This is a genomic window from Bacteroides caccae (assembly GCF_002222615.2).
Classification (GTDB): Bacteria; Bacteroidota; Bacteroidia; order Bacteroidales; family Bacteroidaceae; genus Bacteroides; species Bacteroides caccae.
Genome location: NZ_CP022412.2, coordinates 4,312,123 through 4,336,831, shown reverse-complemented (window position 1 = coordinate 4,336,831; position 24,709 = coordinate 4,312,123). Strand labels below are relative to the sequence as shown.

General features: G+C 42.1%; 14 protein-coding genes and 1 pseudogene. 3 read left to right on the top strand and 12 right to left on the bottom strand.

Translation table 11 applies throughout. The features are described 5' to 3' along the window. The first annotated feature begins 691 nt into the window (after window positions 1–691). A pseudogene (locus tag CGC64_RS19210) lies at window positions 692–1,530 on the top strand (Rpn family recombination-promoting nuclease/putative transposase). A gap of 411 nt (window positions 1,531–1,941) precedes the next feature. Here CGC64_RS19210 and CGC64_RS17695 read toward each other — a convergent pair. From CGC64_RS17695 to CGC64_RS17655, 9 genes are all read right to left on the bottom strand, one after another. Then, window positions 1,942–2,724 (bottom strand): porin family protein, encoded by a 783-nt coding sequence (locus tag CGC64_RS17695; protein ID WP_005679532.1) that lies wholly within the window; start codon window positions 2,722–2,724, stop codon window positions 1,942–1,944. A 22-nt stretch (window positions 2,725–2,746) separates the two neighbouring features. Next, the gene (locus CGC64_RS17690) at window positions 2,747–3,913 is read right to left on the bottom strand and encodes a PCMD domain-containing protein (protein ID WP_022042252.1); all 1,167 of its coding nucleotides are present in this window, start codon (window positions 3,911–3,913) and stop codon (window positions 2,747–2,749) included. 354 nt (window positions 3,914–4,267) lie between these two features. Continuing rightward, a complete protein-coding gene (locus CGC64_RS17685; RefSeq protein WP_005679530.1) occupies window positions 4,268–5,602 on the bottom strand; it encodes an NADP-specific glutamate dehydrogenase in 1,335 nt (444 codons plus the stop codon). Between the two features lie 164 nt (window positions 5,603–5,766). Next, complete coding sequence (locus CGC64_RS17680; RefSeq protein ID WP_005679529.1) at window positions 5,767–5,943, bottom strand: hypothetical protein; 177 nt, start codon at window positions 5,941–5,943, stop codon at window positions 5,767–5,769. After that, the gene (locus CGC64_RS17675) at window positions 5,940–8,231 is read right to left on the bottom strand and encodes an NADP-dependent malic enzyme (RefSeq protein WP_005679528.1); all 2,292 of its coding nucleotides are present in this window, start codon (window positions 8,229–8,231) and stop codon (window positions 5,940–5,942) included. Before CGC64_RS17675 ends, CGC64_RS17680 begins: the two co-directional genes overlap by 4 nt. 209 nt (window positions 8,232–8,440) lie before the next feature. Beyond that, entirely contained in the window at window positions 8,441–10,051 is a 1,611-nt protein-coding gene (locus CGC64_RS17670; RefSeq protein WP_005679527.1) for a hypothetical protein, read from the bottom strand. A 3-nt stretch (window positions 10,052–10,054) separates the two neighbouring features. Continuing rightward, entirely contained in the window at window positions 10,055–11,089 is a 1,035-nt protein-coding gene (locus tag CGC64_RS17665) for an HlyD family secretion protein (RefSeq protein WP_005679526.1), read from the bottom strand. Between the two features lie 41 nt (window positions 11,090–11,130). Beyond that, window positions 11,131–12,450 carry a TolC family protein gene (locus tag CGC64_RS17660; RefSeq protein ID WP_005679525.1) on the bottom strand — a complete coding sequence of 440 codons (1,320 nt, stop codon included), beginning with the start codon at window positions 12,448–12,450 and terminating at the stop codon, window positions 11,131–11,133. 721 nt (window positions 12,451–13,171) lie between these two features. After that, window positions 13,172–14,452, bottom strand: a complete 1,281-nt coding sequence (locus CGC64_RS17655; protein ID WP_005679524.1) for an O-acetylhomoserine aminocarboxypropyltransferase/cysteine synthase family protein — start codon at window positions 14,450–14,452, stop codon at window positions 13,172–13,174. A 128-nt stretch (window positions 14,453–14,580) separates the two neighbouring features. On the opposite strand from CGC64_RS17655, the gene CGC64_RS17650 reads away from it, so the two are divergent. Beyond that, the gene (locus tag CGC64_RS17650) at window positions 14,581–15,660 is read left to right on the top strand and encodes an N-acetylmuramoyl-L-alanine amidase family protein (RefSeq protein ID WP_055173565.1); all 1,080 of its coding nucleotides are present in this window, start codon (window positions 14,581–14,583) and stop codon (window positions 15,658–15,660) included. Between the two features lie 325 nt (window positions 15,661–15,985). Here CGC64_RS17650 and CGC64_RS17645 read toward each other — a convergent pair whose 3' ends face one another. The 3 genes from CGC64_RS17645 to CGC64_RS17635 form a co-directional block, all read right to left on the bottom strand. Further along, entirely contained in the window at window positions 15,986–17,605 is a 1,620-nt protein-coding gene (locus CGC64_RS17645; protein WP_005679520.1) for a RagB/SusD family nutrient uptake outer membrane protein, read from the bottom strand. 20 nt (window positions 17,606–17,625) lie between these two features. After that, window positions 17,626–20,667, bottom strand: coding sequence for a SusC/RagA family TonB-linked outer membrane protein (locus CGC64_RS17640; protein ID WP_005679518.1), 3,042 nt, complete (start codon window positions 20,665–20,667; stop codon window positions 17,626–17,628). Window positions 20,668–20,740: 73 nt separating this feature from the next. Beyond that, window positions 20,741–21,517: a glycoside hydrolase family 16 protein gene (locus CGC64_RS17635; protein ID WP_005679517.1), complete on the bottom strand. Its 777-nt coding sequence runs from the start codon at window positions 21,515–21,517 to the stop codon at window positions 20,741–20,743. 238 nt (window positions 21,518–21,755) lie between these two features. On the opposite strand from CGC64_RS17635, the gene CGC64_RS17630 reads away from it, so the two are divergent. Next, a complete protein-coding gene (locus tag CGC64_RS17630; RefSeq protein ID WP_032855553.1) occupies window positions 21,756–24,623 on the top strand; it encodes a two-component regulator propeller domain-containing protein in 2,868 nt (955 codons plus the stop codon). Window positions 24,624–24,709: the final 86 nt, after the last annotated feature.

The following is a 24,709-nucleotide window of genomic DNA, read 5'->3' as shown; positions in this document are numbered from 1 at the left end:
CTCAGCCGTGCATGAATAGTCTGCTTTTCTTCTGAAATACTTGACAAACGACTTTTTATTTTGTATCTTTGAAAAAATAAAAGTGATAAACAGTATGAGAAATATAAGAACAATAGATACATAAATAACATTCCGACTGATATATTTTAGTATCAGGATAGATATGATATAGGGTAATAGTCTAACGATTATTGCCCTATTTTGTTTATATTTTTACTTTAAACATTTAATCCATTTCCGAAAAACGGGAAAAATAGTTTTTAATAAATTCGGATACCGTTTATAATAAACTATCCAAAAGTTTATTATAAACAGAAATCAAGTTTATTAATAGCGGAATAGCTGGTTGTAAAAATAGAGAAAACTGTATTATAGAATAGAGGAGCATCGAAAAGTGCATTCGTTTACGAAGTAATATAAGATAACATTTTTCATTTCTTCCAAATATGCAGATAATTCAAACCATCAACACAAGGAGATAGTATCCCGTCAAAAATGAACGATAAGAAGAAACACCTAAGGCGGTGTTTCCGCATCGCTGCGCAGTAGGATTTTTACTACAATAACAAGCGATGAACAATATTTCTTAAATGAAAAAGCCGTGCCCTATCGGGGCAAATATCTCCTTTCTTCTCTTTTATTAGAAAAATAAACTTTATTTTTGTATGTCTAAAAAAGAAATAATGAGATTATGAAATACTTAGATCCAAAGGCGGACTTGACTTTTAAACGTGTATTTGGTGAGCATCCCGATTTAGTGATGAGCTTGCTTAACGCCTTGCTTCCCATTTCTGTCGGTCAGGAGATTACTGATATTGAATATCTTCCTGCCGAAATTGTGCCGGATAATCCATTGCGTAAAAACAGCATTGTGGACGTGCGTTGCAAGGATAAGTTCGGAAGGCAGTAGTTTATTGCTGAGATGCAGATGATCTGGTCTCTGGAATTCAAGCAGCGTGTATTGCTCAATGCTTCCAAAGCATACGTACGCCAAATCAATTCGGGCGAGTAATATGAACTGCTTCAACCTGTGTATTCGCTCAATCTAGTGAACGAAATGTTTGAATCTGAATTACCGGTTTTCTATCACTATTATCGTCTGGTTCATGAAGAGAATACCGATAGAGTGATTGATGGCCTGCATTTGATATTCGTAGAACTACCCAAGTTCAGCCCGCATACATATAGTGAAAAGAAGATGCAAGTGTTGTGGTTACGCTATCTGACCGAAATCAACGAAAACACTCGCGAAGTGCCCGAAGATTTGATAGATAATCCGGAAGTGAAAAAAGCTATTAATGCATTGGAGGAATCAGCTTTTACCGATGCGCAACTGCTGGGATATGAAAATTTTTGGGACATTATCAGCGTGGAAAAGACGTTGTATAACAGTGCGGAACGCAGAGGATTGAAAAAAGTATCGAGCAAGAGAAGTTTGAAGTTGCCCGAAAAATGAAGTCGGACGGATTAGCGGTTGATTTCATATCCAAATACACAGGACTGTCTCTTGATGAAATCAAAGAGTTATAGGCTGCAAAAGCAATGTTGCAAACTATTATAGCATTTCATTCGTCTCCGTACGGTAATGAGTGAAATTATAAATATATTCCTTTCCTACTGAATAATTTTTTCTGTTGGAGGTTTTCTTTTGTTAAATTAAATATAGCTTCCTTTCGCTTGAAAACTAAACTAAAAAGAGGCTGTCTCAAAATAGAATTGCTAAAGCAAAAATCTTATAGATTGAAACTTAAAAGTAAAAAATCTCCTGGTTTTAGCCATATCATTAAGATAGATGAAAGCTAAAACAGGAGATTTTTATATCGTAACTTATAGATTATAAGTAAGTCTATCCAATTTTTCTATTTTGAGACAGCCTCTTTTTGTATACTCTCTTAAAATAATATTTCGGTTTTACATAGGAGATTCCCTGTGTACTTATCTTTAGAATGCATATCCAAATCCTATATTCAAATAAATAGGATACATAGCAAACGAAATTGTAGTAAAGTCTTTCTTGAAAATATCGTTTAGTCCCCATGTTAGGTCAGCGTACACATTTAGGTGTTTATAGGCTTTCCACTCTCCGCCTAGCTGTAATCCCCATTGAAATTTGCGTAGACTGCTAGAGAAATCATAAGTTGCTATATTATCACCCTCGAAATTAACGCGGCTACCAGTAGCATCCGGGGAGCGGAGATGGCCCTCGTAAACATGTCCAGAGAAATCACCATCCATCATATATGATAGATAAGGCCCCGCAACCAATTTCCAGCGATCACTGATTTTGTAGTTGGCTAATATGGGTATTGTCAAAAGAGACATTTTGACTTTAGTCTTGACTCCTCCTGTCCAAAGTCCTTCTACTTTTCCGCCTATGTCGTTGAATATTTCCATACCATAGTTTTTCACTAGAGCCTCGGTAGTCATGTTTTTGTTAGCAAGACGTACTCCTAAACTAACTCCCCATTTCTTTTGGACATCTATCCATTTTGTTACATTACCTTCCAGAGTAATAGCAAGTCCGGGAGAATAGCTTTCGATGCTTCTGATTTCTTCGGGAAGGGGAAGAGGAGATGTCCCACCGATATTTACACCTGCTTTGAATTGATAGTCTAGTCCATGAAGAGAAGACCATAGTAGTCCTTTGTGTTCGGACGATTGTGCATTGATTTGGCTGATACTGCAAAAAAGGATAACAATACTAGCCAATATATATTTATTCATATATAAATTACTTTTTAAGTTATTATTCGTTGTCTTCTTTACACTGAATAGTTACCTCGTCTATCCACAAAGTACTTCCTACTGAACCTTTAAATTCTGCTCCATTTATGCTGGAAGAGAATACAACAGCGAGTTTGTATTTACCTTCCTTGAGAGCTGATTCATCTATTGCTTTTTTATATTCAAAAGGTAATTCAAACTGTTTCCACTCACTCGTCTTTTCTATTGACGGAATTCTTGCAAGAGCTATAATCTTATTGGAATTTAGGGAATTATATCCATCAAGGAAATCTTCCACATCGTCAGCTTCGTATAAGACGGCATATATATCACCTTTATCCTTTCCTTCCATTGAAGGATCTATTATAGGCTTTCGGTTTTCATCAGTGCCCGAAATATAAACAGTGCCAGGTTGAAATTTATAATATCCTTTTAATGTTTTTGGATGTTTGAAAAATGGGAATCCGAATTTTGTAGCAGCTTTGGCATCTCTTAATGCATCTTTTACTATGAATGTACCGATGAAAAGGTTACCTGCTGCAATTGGCATCTTAACTTTTTCGCCAAAATCTCCTGTACTCTTTGTCTCTAGTCGAATACCTTTACCTATATAACCTTCAGTTTGTAAAGTTGGGTAATCAAAGGGGGACTTTGCCATACCGGTAAGTTTGAAGCCCGGATTTCCACTCGCCCATTGGAGCGTTTCTCCTTGTTGCTGATTAAATTCATAAAGTTCATGGTAATCGGAACTTCCATCTACTAAGTTTTCGAAATGGAAATTTGTAGGAAGTTCAGATTTGATTACAGTAATGGTATAGACAGCTTCAGTTGTTTCACTTTCAGATGTAACTCTGAACTTACGTTGATACTGTTCCAATGTTTGTTCTGGAGTAATGGGGATCTGTGAAGTAGAAAAGTCATATTTGGGAGGAGCATCATTTGCTATTGCATTAACAGGTTCTATACTAGCTCCGTCTGGTAATGTGAATTTAATTTCTAATGCAGATAAGTCTGTAGACTTAGATACATAAATAGAAGCTGTTTTACTACTAGGGTTAATAGTGGATAATTGGATGTTAGTACCGCTGCATCCGTCTATAGCTGCTTCGACATTCAAAGCTTCATCTTGGATGCAGGAAACCATTGTCAGACATAAGACTATTCCGGCTGATACATTTCTTAGTTTCATCTGTTTATTCAGAATTAATGGATTATTCGTATGCAAAGGTAGATAAAAGAGTTGAATATCAATTGACATTGAATGTTAAAAGAAAAAATGGGGTTGTGAGAATGATATGGCAACTCCCGTTCTGTATGCTGGATTTGTTTTATAACATGTATGTCGCTGTTTGATGAACAATTCGAAATTTTTCATGGAGTCTCTGTATTATATCGGGAAAATCCTGTCATTTCCCATATAACCGTTCAGTTCGTAACCTTTTACGGAACCATACTTTGAGACTGTATAAAAAAACTCCCGCTTTTCCCTTAGGAAAGCGGGAGTTTTTAATAAACTATAGCTTACTTATATCTTATGGGCTGATTATACGATACCTTGTGCCATCATTGCTTTTGCAACCTTCATAAATCCGGCTACGTTAGCACCTTTCACATAGTTTACATATCCGTCGGCTTCAGTACCATACTGAACGCAAGCTTCGTGGATATTCTTCATAATGCTTTTCAGTTTCTCGTCAACTTCTTCTGCACTCCAACTCAGTTTGATAGAGTTCTGAGTCATTTCAAGACCTGATACAGATACACCACCAGCATTAGCCGCTTTACCTGGAGCATAAAGAATCTTAGCATCCTGAAATACTTTGATTGCTTCCGGAGTAGAAGGCATGTTGGCACCTTCGGAAACTGCAATTACACCGTTGGCAACCAATGTCTTGGCATCGTCGCCGTTAAGTTCGTTCTGAGTGGCAGAAGGCAGGGCGATATCTGCTTTTTCGCCCCAAGGACGAGCTCCTTCTACATATTTGCAACCATATTTCTCTGCATATTCGCGGATACGACCACGGTAGAGGTTTTTCAGTTCCATGATATAATCCAGCTTTTCGCGGTCGATACCATCCGGATCATAGATGTAACCGTCAGAGTCGGACATGGTCAGCACTTTGCCACCCAGTTCAAGAACTTTTTCTGCTGTGTATTGAGCAACGTTACCGGAACCGGAAATCAGGCAAGTCTTGCCTTTCAAGTCAGTACCCTTAGTTTTCAGCATTTCCATTAAGAAATAGATGTTACCGTAACCGGTAGCTTCCGGGCGAATCAATGAACCACCAAATTCGCGTCCTTTACCGGTAAATGTTCCGGTGAATTCATGAGTCAGTTTCTTGTACATACCAAACATGAAACCTACTTCACGACCACCAACACCGATGTCACCGGCAGGAACGTCAGTCTCAGGACCCACGTGACGCCATAATTCAAGCATGAAAGCCTGTACGAAACGCATTACTTCCATATTTGACTTACCGCGCGGAGAGAAGTCGGAACCACCTTTACCGCCACCCATAGGCAGGGTAGTCAGTGAGTTTTTGAATGTTTGTTCAAAGGCAAGGAACTTCAAGATAGAAAGGTTTACAGATGCATGGAAACGGATACCGCCTTTGTACGGGCCAATCGCGTTGTTATGCTGAACACGGTAACCCATGTTCGTCTGAATGTTACCTTTGTCGTCCATCCAAGTCACGCGGAACTGATATACTCTATCAGGAATACACAGACGTTCGATCAAGTTTACTTTATCAAACTCCGGGTGTTTGTTGTATTCTTCTTCAATCGTAGAAAGTACTTCTTCTACTGCTTGATGATACTCCGGTTCATTGGGAAATCTTCTTTTCAGATCGTCTAATACCTTTGCTGCATTCATAATCTTTTTTTCTTTTATTGGTTGTTTAAAATTCGATTATCTATTTCTCTTATGCGGTTGCAAAAGTAAAGATAAAAATTGAACTAGCAAACATTTTATAAAGAAAAATGCGATAAAACATCAAATTTGATATTTTATCGCATTAAAAGCAGAAAAAAAGATATTTATTTATTCTTTTTGATCGACTTATAGACAGGAATAAAGACTAATGCTGCCGAAATGACAAGCATTACTACTGTCATTCCGTCAATTCGTTCGGCTTTTGTAAGAACCAAATAGCAAAGAGCCAGCCAAAGTAGACTGATACAAACTATTTGTGATTTTGATAACGGCCTTCTCATTTGCTTTCCTTTTTCTTCTTGTCTACGATAGCATCAATCACGGCTACGGCGGTGATATTGACGATGTCGCGAACAGAGCTTTCGAAGTCGGTGAAATGGATAGGTTTGTTCAATCCCATTTGGATGGGCCCGATAAATTCTGTGTCAGGGTCCATTGCTTGCAGCAATTTGTATCCGGCATTTGCAGAACTCAAGTTCGGGAAAATCAGTGTGTTCACATCTTTACCTTTCAGGCGGGTGAACGGATACTTGGTGTCGCGCAACTCACGGTTCATGGCAAAGTTGACCTGCATTTCACCGTCGATAGCCAGTTCGGGATATTCTTCCTGCATATATGACACCGCTTCGTGCACTTTGACAGGGCTACCTGCGGTGTCGGCGCCGAAGTTGGAGTATGACAACATCGAAATGACCGGTGTATGATTGAAGAAGCGGACTGTTTTGTCAGACAGTTTGGCGATATCAATCAATGTGTTTGTATCCGGGTGGCGGTTAATCAATGTATCTGCCAGGAAGTAAGTGCCTTTCTTGGAGTTCAGGATATGCATGGTTCCGAAATGTTTGAATCCCGGTTGGATGCCGATTACTTCTTTGGCAACTTTGATCGTGTTGCTATATCTCGTATAAAGTCCCGTGATAAACGCGTCGGCATCTCCAGTTTCAACCATCATCATACCGAAATAGTTGCGTTCGAACATCTTGTCGTTGGCTTCTTCGTAAGTAAAGCCTTCGCGTGAACGTTTCTCTGCCAGAATGCGTGCATAACGTTCGCGGCGTTCCGATTCGTCCGGGTGGCGGAGGTTGACGATTTCGATACCTTCGAGGCTGAGGTCGAGTTCTTCCGCCAGTTTGCCGATTGCTTCGTCGTTTCCTAATAAGATAGGATGGCAGATACCTTCGGCTTTCGCTTCAACGGCGGCTTTCAGCATATTCGGGTGAATGCCTTCGGCAAACACTACACGTTGCGGGTGGCGGCGGGCGGTGTCATACAGTTGGCGGGTCAGTTTGGATTCATATCCCATAAGTTCGCGCAAGTGTACGCAATAAGCGTCCCAATCCTTGATATCGGTACGTGCCACTCCGCTTTCCATAGCAGCTCTTGCCACGGCACAGGAAACTTCGGTGATGAGGCGTGGGTCTACCGGTTTCGGGATGAAATATTCCGGCCCGAAAGAAAGATTGTTCACGTGGTATGCTGCATTCACGATGTCGGGTACAGGCTGTTTTGCCAGATTGGCAATAGCGTGTACGGCGGCGATTTTCATTTCTTCGTTGATCGCCTTGGCATGCGTATCCAGAGCACCGCGGAAGATGTACGGGAAACCGATTACATTGTTAATCTGGTTCGGATAGTCGGAACGTCCGGTTGCCATTAATACGTCAGGGCGTGCTGCCATAGCGTCTTCGTAAGAGATTTCCGGTGTCGGGTTTGCCAGTGCAAATACGATAGGCATTGGAGCCATGCTGCGCACCATGTCCTGACTCAGCACATTTCCTTTTGATAGTCCGAGGAATACATCTGCACCTTTGATTGCTTCTTCCAATGTATGGATATCCGTGCGGTCGGTTGCAAAATATCTTTTCTGTTCGTTCAGGTCGGTACGCGCCTTGCTGATTACGCCTTTACTGTCCAGCATGACGATGTTTTCGAGACGTGCGCCCAGTGATACATATAATTTAGTACAAGATACGGCAGAGGCACCTGCACCGTTCACGACGATTTTTACATCTTCGATTTTCTTTCCAGCCACTTGCAGGGCATTCACCAGCCCGGCACTGGAGATGATAGCCGTTCCGTGTTGGTCGTCGTGCATGACGGGAATGTCCAGTTCTTCTTTCAGGCGGCGTTCGATTTCGAAACATTCGGGAGCTTTGATGTCTTCCAGGTTGATGCCGCCGAAAGTAGGAGCGATAGCTTTCACTGCTGCAATGAATTTTTCCGGATCTTTCTCATCCACTTCAATATCGAACACGTCGATACCTGCATAAATTTTGAAAAGCAGTCCTTTACCTTCCATTACGGGTTTGCCGCTCAATGCGCCTATGTCACCCAGTCCGAGCACAGCTGTACCATTGGAGATAACGGCAACAAGATTGCCTTTAGCTGTATATTTATACGCATCTTGCGGATTCTTCTCTATTTCAAGACAAGGCTCTGCCACACCGGGAGAGTATGCAAGTGATAAGTCGGTTTGTGTACTGTAAGGTTTGGTAGGAACTACCTCGATCTTACCGGGTTTGCCCTGTGAGTGATAGAGCAAAGCGGCTTCTTTGGTTATTTTAGCCATGGTATCTGTATTTTTTATTAATAAGTTATCATTTGGCTGCAAATGTAGGAATAAAAGTTTGAATCTGTCGTCTTTCGGAGATAATTTCTATTAATTTTATAGCAAAATGACTAAAATAATGAGTCGATATGTAGTTTGACTGTAATTGTGTCCTGTTTCTGAAAGAAGCACGGTTGATACTTAAACAGCCGTGCTTCTAATTCTATTACTTATTCTTTTTCGGATGGTGTATGTGTGGTGCGCCAAAATGTATTTTTTACATCACGTGCCACTTCTTTCCAGCTTGGCATGCTTTTCAACGAACGGCGCACCGGGAAATCATAAAGCAGCAACAGCAGGAATAAGAAGATACAGGCATAAGCCACCCAGCCATAAATCTGCTTGATGCTCACTTCCATCATCTGACTGATAAACTCTTCCATGTAATGGCCGAGATTGAACGGACTGCTGCTGAATGATACATGGTCGATTGCCGCCCCGTAGCGTGCCAGGTTATCAGGAACGTAATAAGCCAGTCCTTGTGCATAGATCGCGCAACCCAATACACCGCCGACTACCATGTGAAGCATATTGAATACACTTAACGATTGGAAAAAATGTTGGAAAGTCATGATTTCTTCCAGGCAGACCATAAAGGTGGCGCTTAATACCGCATAGGCGAATCCCCGGCATATTGTCGGAAGATAAAGCTGTGAGATGTGAATATCAGTAGAGATTGTCAGATAGAACCCTATCAGATAACCGATAAGCCCTAAGAAACCGACAATGATAAGACGTACATAATTATAGTGTTTGATATGCATCCACCAATAAGAGAATACGCAGCCGATTACTATACCGATAATAGCAAACCACGCCAATTGCACGCTTATCAGCTCCTCATACTTCATCACTTCCTCATAAAAAACTTCTTCCAATACATGCTCGGTTGCCAGAAATGCTTCCACTAGTGTGATTAGTCCCAATAAAGGTAAGAGGTAGCGGTAACTCCACATTTTAGGCTCTAAGAACGGGTGACGGATAGTCAGCATGCGCCAGATGCAAAAAAACAGGGTTATCAGGATAGCTACCGACAACTGACGGATAACCGGACTGTTCCACCAGTCATACCAGTCACCGTAGTTGAAGAGGAAAGCTATCTCGGCCAGCAATGCCGCCCATAACGCTGCCCCCAGCCAGTCAATGCCGAACAACGGAAACTTGCGCATAAACCGGAAATGCTTTACGCAAATGGTCTGTATCAACAGGACTATTATCATCAATCCTGCAATGAAAAGATTCATATATGTCCAGTGATAATGATACATCAGATAAGTCGTTATCAGGTCGGACAACTGGATGCTTCCCAAGACGACGATGTGAAGCCAGGGAAAGAAAACGGTAAAATCCCGTTTGGGCGTCATCCACAACTGAATGTTGGACATACATTCAAAGGTTCCCTGGATTTTGCACATGCCTTCGATGAAACATATCAACCACAATAGCGGAAGGAAAGTAATATGCGGAGCAATCAGGTTACAGACCAATACCCCCAATGCAGCCGATGTGAGCAACGTCTTATTTGTAAAACGGAACTTCATGCGGAACAGCAAGGGGAAGTAGATAGCCATACCTGCGAGATTGGCGTACATACACATCAATATATCCTCACGCATCAACGCCATTCCCCCGATCATCTGGTTCAATGCTCCCAAATAGACCCCGCCCGAAAGTTGGAAAGTAATGGCAATGAACAGATAAATCCACGGTTGTATCTTCCGCGGTACGAAGCTACGGAACATGGGCATCACGAAAGGGCCATTTAAAACAGGTGCTCCCATACGTTAATATTTCACCTCACATTCTACATTGAAACCGGCACGCAAGCGTTTTAAATCTTCCGGCTTGTTTCCTTTCAGGCTGATGCGGACGGGGATTCGTTGTTCTACCTTTACAAAGTTCCCGGTTGCATTGTCCTGCGGAATCATTGAGAAAGCCGCTCCCGTAGCATCGGAAATGGATTCGACGATGCCTTTGAAAGTGACGCCCGGCACTGCATCTGCTGTCATTTCCACATCTGCGCCTTCTCTGATATTGGAAAGCTGGGTTTCACGATAATTGGCGATTACCCATAAATCGCTGCTGTCTACAATATCCACCATGGTCTGTCCCGGTTGAACCAACTGACCCTCCAGAATCTCTTTCTTTCCTGTGGTACCGTCACACGGGGCGATGATAACCGTATAGGAAAGATTCAGACGGGCAAGCTCTAAAGCTGCTTTTGCCAGGCGGACACCTGCTTCGTTCTGTCCTAGGCGATGTGTCTGTTCGCTTTTCACTAAAGACGTAGATTGTTTGGCACGCGATACCTGTTCGTAACGGGCTTTGGCTGTTTCATAAGCTGTGTGCACATTATCATATTGTTGCTTCGTCACAGCATCTTCCTGCAATAACTTTTCAAAACGGTTCAGTTCACGTTGGGCATTTTCCATTTGTACACGTACTTCTTCAATACTTGCGTCACTTACGCTCAGGTTGTTTTGGGTAGTGGCAATGCCTATGGTCGTTGCCTGCCGTCCCGCAGTGGCATTGGCCAAATCCGCTTCCGCCTGTGCTACACGAAGACGGAATTCCGCATCTTCAATAATAACGAGCGTATCACCTTTTCGTACCTGCTGATATTCTTCAAAGCATATCTTCTTGATAAATCCCGGTACACGGGTATTAATAGGTGTGATATGTTGTTTCACCTGTGCATTGTCGGTATATTCGATGTTTCCCAAATGAATGAACCGGGAACAAACATAAGTGGCACCACCAATGAGAAAACAAAGAATCAGAATGTTGTATATAATCTTTTGAGTCTTTCTAGCTATCATAATCTGTTCTATTTAAAAGGGTATGAATAATTGATTTTCAATTAAAGAGTATGTGTGATATATTTCATTTTATAGAAACTGTAAACCACGTTGATACGTGCGTTGACCAGACCGAGGTCTGCACTTAATTTCATGTTGCTGGCATCGAGCATGTCGGTAAGTAATGCAAGGTCATTCTTATAGCGATTACTGGTTACGTCGTAATTCTGATTGGCAAGCTCCACGCTTTTCTCTTGTGTGCGAAGGTCGGTAAATGAGGTCAGGAAATTGACATAATTGGCTTGGACGCCGTTCTCTATCTGTTCTTGCGCTAGTGAATATTCTTCCTGTGCCTTACGCATATTCAGTTTTGCCTGGCGTACTTTCTTGTTGTTCTTGAACAGTGATGAAAGATTGTATTTGATTCCTACCCCTACATACCAGTAATTGAAGTTATTATCCAGCACGGGGACTTCAATAGTGATAGGCCCGTCCAGATGCTCACCGGCTACGAGAGCTATTTTCGGAAGAAGTTCCGAGCGTTCCAGTTTGACTTTCTGTTCGCTCATCTTCATTGCCAGTTGTGCTTGCTGCAAACCGACATTGCTCTGCGAAGCCAGTAGTTGCCAGTCGTTTTCCGCCAGAGCCTTCACTTCTTCGTCCAGTAGGGTGGAGTCGGGGATGATTTCCGTTCCGGCAGGAAGATGCAGCGTAGTCACCAGTTGGTGATTCATTATTTTGCATGCATCTTGTACTTTGGCTAATTGCAGTTTCAATGTCTCTTTTTGTAACTCATAACGGGTGATGTCATTTTTCAGAGCTGTTCCTTGTGTGCGTCGGGCTTCCATATTGCGAATCACCTGTTCTGTCAAATCGAGGTTCTTCTGCAACACTTGTACCTGGTTATTCAACTTATATAAATCCAGGTAGTAGCCGGTCAGAAGAAAACGTATCTCCTGCCGGTTCTTCTGCCAGTCCAGCGCAGCCATTTGCTGACTGAGTTCTGCTAAAGTAATACTGCTGCTGATAGCACCGCCTGCATAAATGACCTGTTGTGCTTCCAGCGCAAAGTTATTACCAAAATGAGGCATTGGAATGTTCTGCCCGTTCTTGAAGTCACGGTCCCACAGATACCCGTCACCCAAATAACTGAAAGAGAGCGATGCGCTGATGTCCGGCAAACGTTGTGACTTGGCAGCTTTCAAAGCCTCATCGGTAACTTCCTTCTCGGTTTTATACGTTTGAATACTCTGACTGTTCTCGTCTGCCAGACGGAACATCTCGTTAATGCCCAAAACTTTCCTGGTAAGTGTTTGGGCAAATGAACCCTGACTACATAGTACTACGCATAGCGGTACTATGAGCCATCTTTTTTTGCTCATAAAATAAAAAAGAAATTTAGTTGATAATGATAAATATATGTTCCTATATCATGCCGCCTCCAAAGAAGGGAAGCCGGCATTTCGCATCGTGGCGAGTAGTTCTTATAGAAATAATCAAATCTGCACTGCTACACCCCAACCGTGGAAGTCATGCATTTTGTTCTCGTAGCGAATGGAAATTTGATAATACTTTAGTTTCATCTTGATACTTGCTTTTCTAATTCGGTTTGCAAAATTATGGAAAAAAACAGGTAAGTTGTGACCTTGTATATACGGAAATATAATGTTTTTTAACGATTTCTGTTCGGAGATTCATGTAGGAGACACGGATAAAAGATCTAAGAGATACAGGTGGAATATATTCCCTGTATCATCATTTCGGTAGATCGGAGCAGTACTTATTTCCTGCTTGTCGAAATAACGGTAACACTTATCATAAACAAGTGGCGAACTGCTTCACCGAGATTCAGATTCGAAACAGGAGATAAGGTTTTTCTCAAAGTATTCTCACTATGATGAGAAAAAAATCTCATCATAGTGAGAACTTTTTCTCATAGTAATAAGTGTTTTTTCTCATAAGGGTGAGAATACTTCCTTGTCAGAGCATACTGGAACGGCATATTTTATTGCAATTTATTGTAAGGATAATAAAAAGAGACTGAACTCAAAACGGAATTGAGCCAGTCTCTTCTTTATGATGTAATACTGTAATAATCAGTTTTTATGCATTCAGCGCCTGTTCGATATCTGCGATAATATCATCCGCATTTTCGATACCTACCGACAGACGAATCAAGTCCGGGCGTACCCCTGCTTCCATAAGCTGTTCGTCCGACAACTGGCGGTGAGTATGGCTTGCCGGGTGAAGCACACAGCTACGTGCATCTGCTACGTGAGTGACGATAGCTATGAATTCCAGTGAATCCATAAACTTGATAGATACGTCACGTCCGCCTTTTAGACCGAAGGAGATAACTCCGCAAGAACCGTTCGGCATATATTTCTGTGCTAAAGCGTAATATTTATTATCCGGCAGTCCGCAGTAGTTTACCCAAGCTACTTTCTCGTTCTTGGACAGATATTCGGCGACTTTCTGTGCGTTGCCGCAATGTTGAGGCATGCGTAAGTGAAGCGTTTCAAGTCCCAGGTTCAGTAAGAATGCGTTTTGGGGGCTTTGGATGCTGCCGAGGTCACGCATTAACTGTGCAGTGGCTTTAGTGATATAAGCACCTTTGCCGAAAGCTTTTGTGTAAGTCAGCCCGTGATAAGATTCGTCCGGCGTGCAAAGTCCGGGGAATTTATCGGCATGAGCGTCCCAGTCGAAGTTACCGCTATCTACGATACAACCGCCTACGCTGGTAGCGTGTCCGTCCATGTATTTGGTAGTGGAGTGAACAACGATATCTGCTCCCCATTCGAACGGGCGGCAGTTAATCGGAGTCGGGAAAGTATTGTCAACAATCAAAGGGACACCGTGGCTGTGCGCGATACGGGCAAACTTCTCAATATCCAGCACTTCGAGGGAAGGATTGGAAATTGTTTCACCGAACAATGCTTTCGTATTCGGACGGAAAGCTGCGGAAATTTCTTCTTCGCCGGCATCCGGATTGACGAAAGTAACCTCAATACCGAGTTTTTTCATTGTCACTCCGAACAGGTTGAAAGTACCACCATAGATAGCGGAAGAACAAACGAAATGGTCACCTGCCTGGCAAATATTGAAGATAGCGTAGAAGTTGGCAGCCTGACCGCTGGAAGTCAGCATGGCGGCCACACCACCTTCGAGGGCGGCAATCTTAGCGGCCACAGCGTCATTCGTCGGGTTCTGCAGGCGGGTATAGAAATAACCGCTGTCTTCCAAATCGAAAAGACGTGCCATTTGCTCGCTGGTATCGTATTTGAAAGTTGTACTTTGATAGATGGGCAATACGCGTGGTTCGCCCTTTTTAGGCGTCCACCCTGCCTGTACGCACAGGGTTTCGGGCTTGAATTGTTTTGCCATAATGTTATCGGGTTTTAATGATTTATTTCAAAAAATGTTTTAATGGCGCAAAAGTAGGGAAAATAATTGTATTTTTGCCCTGTTTATGAGTGAAATGATACTCACGTGAAGGAGATAATTGTGTAGATATGAAAAATAAACTCTATATTCTTTTATTCTTAATTTTTCTTTTCTCGGGTACGGCACTTTGGGCGCAGCAGAGGGCTACTCCGAAGTCGGGAGAAGGCATCTCGTCTTTTCTGTTGAGGCACAACCGTTCTCCGAAGAAGTACTACGATGACTTTATCGAACTGAACAAGAAGAAACTGGGAAAGAATAATGTGCTGAAAGTGGGCGTGACTTATGTCATTCCGCCGGTAAAGAAATCATCGGGAACTTCTGCTGGGAATACAGAGGCTAAAAATACAACAGCTAAAGGTACAGGAACCCAGCAGAGGTCTTCCAAAGCTAAAACGACTAAAATAGGAACCACTATCAAAGAACCTTTGTTCGGAAAGGAACTGGCAAATGTCAAAGTCACTTCCAACCGCCTTGCAGGTGCTTGCTTTTATGTCGTCAGCGGACATGGCGGACCCGATCCCGGAGCTATCGGACGGGTAGGGAAGCACGAACTTCACGAAGACGAATATGCTTACGACATCGCTCTTCGCCTGGCACGTAACCTGATGCAGGAAGGGGCGGAAGTTCATATCATCATTCAAGATGCCAAAGACGGTATTCGAGACGATTCGTACCTGTCGAACAGCAAACGGGAGACTTGCATGGGCGATGTGATCCCGTTGAATCAGGTACAACGTCTTCAGCAACGTTGTAACAAGATAAATGCCCTTTACCAGAAAGACCGTAAGAATTATTCCTACTGCCGGGCAATCTTCATCCATGTAGACAGCCGTAGCAAGGGAAAGCAGACTGATGTTTTTTTCTATCATTCAAACAAAAAAGCGGTTAGCAAGCGCTTGGCGAATAATATGAAAGACACATTCGAATCAAAGTACGGAAAGCACCAGCCGAACCGGGGATTCTCCGGAACTGTGAGCGGACGCAATTTGTATGTGCTTTCGCATACTACTCCCGCTTCTGTTTTCGTGGAGCTGGGCAATATCCAAAACTCTTTTGACCAGCGCCGTCTGGTGATAAATTCCAATCGTCAAGCATTGGCAAAATGGCTAATGGAGGGCTTTCTGAAAGATTATAAAGAGAAAAAATAAATATAAAACATCTTTTTCGTGAACAAAACCGAAATAGGAATGTTTTATATATGCAAATCGCCTGATGACTACTTGTAGGTATGCGAGTATATATGAGTCGGTGAATATGCCTCCCCGGCATAACAGGTAGATTGCATAGTAGTTTTGTCGTGTTTTATTTTGTGTTTGTGTTGTGACGGTGCTGCGATGTGAATCGGGGTACCGTTTTTATGTATGTGACAGAAAGAAATTGTAAATGGCTGCATTAAAAAAAGAATAAGCACGAAACCATAATTTATTCCGGCTTCGTGCTCACTCTTTACTTATATACTGCAATCAGGCAGTACTATTTCCATTCGCTGTGCTGTTCCAACATCGGGTTTGTATCAATCTCACTTTGCGGAATAGGCCATACCAAATCTTGTGCTCCACGTAGATTATTGCGTTCGACTGCTCCGAAGCCATAGAATGACTTGTCTTCCTGCATACGTTTCTGAGCATTCTCAAAATCTTTCCAGCGATAAAGGTCGGCAAAGCGTAAATCTTCGAAGGCCAGTTCCACACGGCGCTCATGGCGTACAATGGCGCGTAGTTCATCTTGTTCCAGATTAGTTCCTTCTACCTCTTCTACAGCAGGCATACCTACGCGGTCGCGGACTTCATTGATATACTTGGTAATTTCCGCTTGGGAGTAACCGCCTTTTTCAATCATAGCTTCAGAGAGTGACAATAGTACCTCTGCATAGCGGATGACATAGAAATCTAAGCTACCGTCATATTCGTTTGCCGTATTTTCGGGAGTAAACCATTTACGGATACAGCATGTGGAGCTGGCAGGTAAGTTGTTAGTGTACAACTTTCCGTTCCATTCCATTCCCGGAAGCATCAATGTTGCCTTCATACGAGGGTCGCGGTTCTCATAACGTCCCATATCCGGATTCTCTTTTGTATGAGCTCCTTTGTCAAGGCTACCCTTAAATAAAGGAGACTTGTCAATAGGTAATCCATCCGTGCAATAAAAATCATCGCATAAATTCATTGATCCTTCGATGGCATTCATCGGAGCAGACCAGCAAACTCCAAAGCAATTACCTTCACCCAGTCCCGGGCCTTTGTAGTGAACACTCAGTAATACTTCACCAGCTGTTTCATTGGCTTCCTTGAATAAGTCTGCAAAGTTAGCTGCCGGGTCGCTGCCGTCTCCCGATTTGAAAAGTTGTATTTTACCAACAACGTTTTTGTAGGCATTTATAGCCTCGTCCCAATGCTGGTTGAAAAGGGCTATCCGTCCCATAATAGCGTAGGCCGCTTCTTGAGTCAGACGTCCTGTCTGTGCTTTTCCTATCACGGGGATCTTAGGAATCCATATTTTCAGATCTTCCAACAAAGAAGAGATAATCTGGCTGCGCTCCGTTTTGGGTGCTTGGGCTTCTGACAGAGTGAGAGGTTTTGTCAGATAGGGTACATCGCGGAAAACAGAAGTCAGATTGCAATACATCAGGGCGCGCAATGCTATTGCTTCAGCTTTGTATGCTTCTATTTTTTCTTGTTCCATTGGTATGCGTTCTACGTTTTCCACTAACATATTGCATCGCTTGATAACTTCATAATTGGCGTTCCAGTACATTGAAAAACATTCATCGGTGGTAGCCGAGGTACATTGTGAAATGGAACTACCTAGCATCCAGTTACCCCATGTGTGGTCACCATTGTCTGTGCTGGTTTCGCGTCCCAGAAATCCGAATTTCCAGCCGTCAATGTTGTCGTCATATAAGTTTTGGCTTTGCATGGCGTCGTAGCAAGCGGTCAGTGCCATCAATGCATCCGATTCGGTTTGCCAATAGGTCGTTTGGGAAGGCTGGTTCGGAGAATCTGTCTGTAGAAAACTGTCCGAACATGCGCTGGCAGATAATAACATTCCGGATAATAGTAAAACTCTGCATATATTTTTTGTATTCTTAATCATAATATTTGTCCTCCTTGTAATTAGAATTGAATGTTTAATCCAAATGAATAAGTACGCATATTGGGATGTACGTCATTTCTTGTATCACCCGATGACTTTTCCGGATCCCAGTTCTTCAACGGTGTGAACGTCAATAGATTACTTCCGGCAAAGTAAACACGGATGCTGGAAATACCAACTTTGGCAAGTTCGGCCTGGCGGAAAGTATAGCCGAATTCCAGATTCTTCAGACGTAGGTAATCTGATTTTTCAAGCCAGAATGAAGAATAAGAATCGTTCATGGTGTTACCTAGTGCAGGCATGGGAGCATTTATGTTGTCAGCCGAATAACGGTTCACCCAACGGCTCGTGAGGTTGCCTCGAATGTCGGTAGAAGTCTCCCAACTGTAACGATAGATACCTCCCACCCCTTGCCAGAAAGTAGACAAATCGAAGTTTTTCCAAGATGCGCCCAGGTTGAAACTATAAGAGTATTTCGGGAATGGATTACCTATAATATCGCGATCTTCAGGAGTAATATTACCGTTGTCATCAAGGTCGGCGTACATGATATCGCCCAATTTGGGAGCCACACCGTTTTGTTTGATAACTTCACCCTTCGAGTTGGTACGTTGCAAGTCGGCTTCCGTACGATAGATGCCTATTGCTTTATATCCGAAATAAGCGCCAATAGGGTTGCCGATACGGTTGATTATATTGCCGTCAATTTTTTCCTCCAATTCACCCATTTCAAGGATTTCATTCTTTACACGTGATAGGTTGAAACCGGCGTTCCAAGCCCAGTCACCTCTACTGTCTGAGTAATTTACAGTCCATTCCCAACCGCGGTTACGGACTGCACCCACATTCTGATAAGGAGCGGAGAGAGAACCCAGGAAAATGCCGGGCATAGCCAGTTGCATCAAGATATCGGAAGTTTTCTTGTCGAACCATTCAAAGGTGGTTTGTATTCTGTTGTTGAAGAATCCAAGGTCGAGAGCTATGTTTACAGAGCGGGTTGTTTCCCATTTAATGTTTTCATTGGGGACGGATGTCTGTACCATACCTGCCTGCTTGTCTGCACCTTGGTCGAAGAAGTAATTTCCGCTTGCACCCAAAGTAGCTGCATAAGCGTAGTTACCAATTTCCTGATTACCTAATTTACCCCATGACAGACGTAACTTTCCGAGAGAGAAGTTTCTGTAGTCTTTCATAAACCCTTCGTTCGAGAATACCCATCCTGCAGACAATGAAGGGAATGTGGCATAACGATTGGCTTTGGGCATACGTGAGGACCCGTCATGACGAATATTGAATTCGAATAAATACCGGTCATCATAACTGTAGTTTACACGGCCGAAAAATGATTGGAGCTTATATTCTTCTGATTCCCCCGTTGCTCCCGGATTGATTGTACCTCCTTTGAGCTCATAAATATTCTCGGTTGGGAAACCCTGTATGGATGCTGTTGTTTTGTAGAAACGTGAACCGATGACCGAATGCCCCAACAGTACATTGATATTGTGTTTGTCGAATTGCTTGTTATAAGTCAGCAAGTTTTCATTTGTCCATGTTGCGTTGCGGTACCAATAATCCTCTTCCTTATTAGTCTCTCCTGCTGCCTTTACAATGTTTCCGTCTGCATCATAGCGGGCAGGAGATTTGGGAGTGTAAGACTTAGTCGCATTCAGGTCGAAAGCATAAGCAAGACTTGTTTGGAACTTCAATCCTTCCCATAGTTCAATACCGGCAAACGCCTTACCGTTGAAACGCCAATATTCGTTGCTGCGATGTCCTAAGGACATCAACTCTACAGGGTTTTTCACCATTTCGGCGCTCATTGACGAACCGTCTACATAGCCATAATGTCCGTTGGAGTACATCACCGGTACGGTGGGGCGAGTGAACCAAGATACGAAACGCATGATACCGCCTTCGCCCGAAGGAGCAACAGCGGGAGCCGTCACGTTGTTTTTGTTACCGGACAAGTTCAGCCCGAATGTGAAACGTTTGTAGCGGGTGTCAAGGTTTGAACGAAAAGAGAAACGCTCTACACCTGTTTTTACCATGATACCATCTTGGTTTGAATAAGCTACCGAGGCCATGAAGTGCGTATTTTCGCTACCACCTGATACGGACAAATGATGCTGGTGCATACTGGCATTGCGCAATACGGCGTCCAACCAATTGGTGTTTGCATAATGATCGGGATCCGAACCATCTTTCAGTTTTTGTAGAGCTTCCGGTGAGAAAGTGTCAGGGTTCACTTCGTTTTTCATAAGAGCCCAGTTATAACTGTCTACATAGTCGGGAACGATACCCGGAGTCTGTAATGTATAGCTTCCCGAGTAGGATACTTTCACTCTACTTGAGGCCTGTCCTCGTTTGGTAGTAATTAAGATAACGCCATTGGCGGCACGTACACCATAGATAGCTGCAGATGCTGCGTCTTTCAATACAGAGATATTGTCGATATCCGCAGAGGGGATTTCGGAAATTTGTGAAAGACTGCCTTCCACGCCGTCAATCAATACCATCGGGTTGTTGTTACCAAAAGTACCGATACCACGGATTCTTATTTCCGGATTGTCATTACCGGCCTGTGCACCGTTTTGAGTCAGTACCAGACCCGGAAGACGACCTTGCAACAAAGTAGCTGTATTGGCTACCGGGATGTCCTGGATATCCTTGGATGACACAGAAGCCACGGAACCTGTTAGATTCACTTTCTTTTGGGTGGCATATCCCACCACGACCACTTCGTCGAGTTTCTTGGAGTCTTCTTCCAAAGTAACCTTAAAATTATTTTTGTTTCCTATTGGGAGGATGACATCCTTATATCCTAAGAAGCTAACGACCAACGTCTGTGAAGGTTGTGCCTTCAACTGAAAAGCACCGTCCATGTCGGTGATAGTTCCTTGTGTCGTACCTTGAATCACTACACTGGCTCCGATAATAGGTTCGCCTGATACATCGTACACTTTACCTGTCACTGTGTTTTCCTGTGCATATACTGCGAAAGAGAGCAGTATAAGAACGCCCGCTAAGAAAATGCGGAAAAAGTTTTGTTTTTGTCCGTTCATAAATTTAAAGTTTAAGCAAGTTAATAAGTTCTTTATTATCTATTTTCTTGTAACTAAGAATACTTTTATCGTTTTATTTCCATTGGTAATGGCGTACCCAGTCTACTTCCATCTCTACGGGTAAGTCGGCCGGATCTACCGTACCGACCCAACTTCCTCCTAACTGCATATCGATTAGCAAATATTGCGGGATATTAAAAGGAAACTGTCCTTCTTGTTCGGTTTCAATTCGAGGATAAACAAAGTTTCGTTTTCCGTTGACATGGAATACAAGACTGTCCGGCCAAAAATCCACTCCATATACATTGAAGTCTTCGGGATTAATGGGAATAGTGTTTCCGTGTTTCGGGTTGTTTTCTATTCCTAGTGTATAGGTATAGTGCGAGTGTACGGTTTGGTAGACAATAGAGTCATGGTTCAGACGTTCCATAATGTCCACTTCTCCTCCCATAGGCCATGAGTATTTGTCTGTTTCATAAGGCAATGTCCATATAGCAGGCCATGCTCCCTTTGCTCCGTGTAGTCTGGCACGTACTTCGATACGTCCTCCGTGGAAAGCACGTTTGTCTTTGGTCCATAATCCTCCGGTCAGGTATTGGGCTGCGTCTGCCTCTGTATTGTCATTGACGATTCCTTTCAAGATTAAAAGGCCGTTACGCATTTCATAACAACGGTCGTCAAAAGACTGGGTGTTTTGCCAATCAGGTTTGCCGCGAGGTATGCGGCTCCATACACTAGTGTCGGGCTCTGCACCGTCAAAGTTGTCTTCCCACACCAATTCCCATTTGGGAGTATGAGTGCAAGCAAATATGCTACATGCTGATAACAATAAAAGTATAACCTTTTTCATACGCTTAAATTTTGGTTCATAGAATTTACTTTAAAAATTAACATTGCAAACGTATTCTATTTCTTTTATAAATGACTCAGGAATCGTATAATTCGAGTCAAATCTTGTCTAAATAGGATGCTTTTGATGATTTTTTTTAGAAAAGGCCTCTCTTTTTTAATGGATAGTTGCTGAAAAAATGAGGTGCAGATTTTTAGTGATGAGAAAAAAATGTATTTTTGCAGAAAATGAATTTATAATGTACCGTACCTTAATCATAATATTATTTCTGCTGGCAGGGGTAAAACTGCTTTCTTCTGAACACTGCGTTAATTACTCATTCACCCAACTCTCCATAGAGCAAGGACTTTCTCAATCCACTGCCCAATCTATCTTACTGGACCATAAAGGTACTTTATGGATAGGTACCAAAAGCGGATTGAATAGCTATACTCAGGAAGGGATAAAGACTTACCTTCATCACTCGGGAGATCCTCATTCTCTTCCGAGTAACTATATTAATCATTTGACAGAGGATTCTTTAGGGAATTTCTGGATAGCGACTTCAAAGGGACTAGCTCTGTATGATGATGAACAAGACCAGTTTAACACTGTTAATTCCTCCATTATTTATTCATCTGTGGGGGTTGAAGGTGGTATGTGGTTTGGTAGCGAGAATGCCATTCATTGTTATGATTACAAAAGCAAAGAACTAAAAACGATTCATATCGAAAAAGAAGAAGGCAAAGGTATTAATCCGGTGGATTATAGGATTCAGAAAATGCTTTATTTGGAAGATGGCAAGATTCTGATAGGTACCCGAAAGAAAGGAATCTATTTATATGACTGTCGCATCCGGCAATTCACCCTTTTGATTCCAAGCAGTCAGAATCTGTTGACATCGTTATACGTAACAGCAGACCATCACATTTATACCGCTTTTTATGGAGATGGATTTTACTGTTATGACCGGACAGGAAAAATGCTGAAGCATTACACAAAAGAAAATTCCGGGTTGAAAAACAATTATGTGTTGGATATGGCGGAATATAATGGTAATATATGGCTGGCAACAGACGGGAGCGGAATCAATTTATTTACTCCCCGAACCTTTCAGTTTTCGCAATTACAACACATAGTGGGGGACTATTCTTCCTTACCGGTCAATTCCATAACCTTGTTGTACAAGGACATGAAAGATAATTTATGGGCTGGAAGTGTGCGTGGAGGGATATTCAGTATTAAAGAAACGTATATAAAGACTTATAAAGAAGCTATCTTGAACAATACCAACGGCCTTAGCGAGCAATCTGTGATTAGCCTTTATGAAGAAAAGGACGGCAAGGTATGGATTGGAACGGATGGAGGAGGAATTAATCTGTATGATCCGTCTACTGACAAGTTTATCCATTTCCCCTCTACTTATGGTGATAAAGTTGTTTCTATTGCCGAAGTGTCTGAGACTGAGTTAATGGTGTCTTTATATACCAAAGGAATTTTCCTGTTCAATAAGAAAACACATAAATACCGTCCTTTTACTATCGTTGACGAAGAAACTAATAAGAAAGAATGTTTTTACGGTTATCTCCCTCTGGCTAATCAGGTGGCGGACGGTAAGATATACATAATCAGTTGCGGCACTTATGTATACCACACGCATGACCATACATTTTCGAGGATGCAAACTGACCGTGATTATGATTTTTCCAATGATGCACTTTGCCTGTCATACTCCAATGATAGGTTTTCTCTGTTAAAGTGTGCTCATCAGGCCTTTTGGGTCGATCAGAAAAGTGATAGTATCCGGCTGTTGTTTGAGTTGGAGAAAGATGAACTTATTACTTCCATGTCTTACGATAACAATCGTATGATATGGACCAGCACTAACAAAGGACTTGGATTTTTTGATCTGGAAAGTCAAAAGTATCACCGTATCCGTACCAGACTTTTCAATGGTATTTCTTACCTTATTGCTGACGGAAAAGGACGTTTATGGATTTGTGCCCAAAATCATTTATATTCTTATATCATTAAAGAGAATAGATTTATTCTTTGGAACAGTTCGGATGGTTTCCCGCCTAACGAAATTTTGTTTGCGTACCAAAAGCAATCCAATAGGGATTATATTTATTTAGGAGGTTCAGAAGGATTAGTTAAAATTAATACGGATATTCCTTATACCGAAACTCAAATTCCGGAAATATATCTGTCCGAAATTCTTTTTAATGGTAGCCCTTCTTTGAAGAAGGTAAAGGAAAATACAATAAAAATACCATGGAATTATAATTCTCTTTCTGTTCACTTCCGGATCAAGAACAGAGATGTGTTTCAGAAATACCTATTACAATATACTATTGAAGGCAGAGGTAAGCAGTCTATTGAAACTTATGATCCGGTGTTGAACTTGTCTTCTTTGTCGGCAGGCAATTATTCAATATGGGTTTCGTGTAATACAAAGAATGGAAACCGAACTCCGTCTAAACAATTGATACATATTATCGTCACTCCTCCTTGGTATAAAACAGTTTGGTTTATTGGTGTAGCTGCTGTGTTGTTTATTATTATGACTGCAAGCATAGGTTATATTCATTATCGTCGGAAAGAACGCAATATGAAAGGTAATGTAAACTATTTCCTGCAAGCCGTATTAAACGATATGCTCAGTAGTAAAGAAGAAAAACAGCGAGGTGAAGAAGATAACTGTGCAGAAACTCCTTTGTCTGATATCTCATCAAAAGAGGATGATAGCCGACTGGAGGAAACTGGGCAACAAACTCAAGCGAAAAACAGCAAGGAAGATGAAGAATTTCTCAATAAACTCAATATGCTTATCCATGAGAACATGGCGGGTGGAGAACTTTCTATTAAATTCCTGACGGACAAGTTGGCTATGAGCAGAGCTTCTTTATATAATAAGGTGAAGTTCCTGACCGGTTTGGGAGTTAATGATTATATTAATCGGTTGCGTATTGAGAAGTCGGTTTTTCTGCTTACAAATACTAATATGAACATTAATGAAATATCCTATGAGGTCGGTTTTTCTTATCCTCGGTATTTTAGTACTTCCTTTAAGCAGATCAAGGGAATGACACCTACCCGATTTAAGGAGGAGAATAAGAAGAACTGATTACTGTTTTGTGCTGTCTTTGTTTGTTGGAATAAAGAGGTGTGGTTGCTGTTTTCCTTGTTAAAATCCCGTTCCTGCCTCATTTT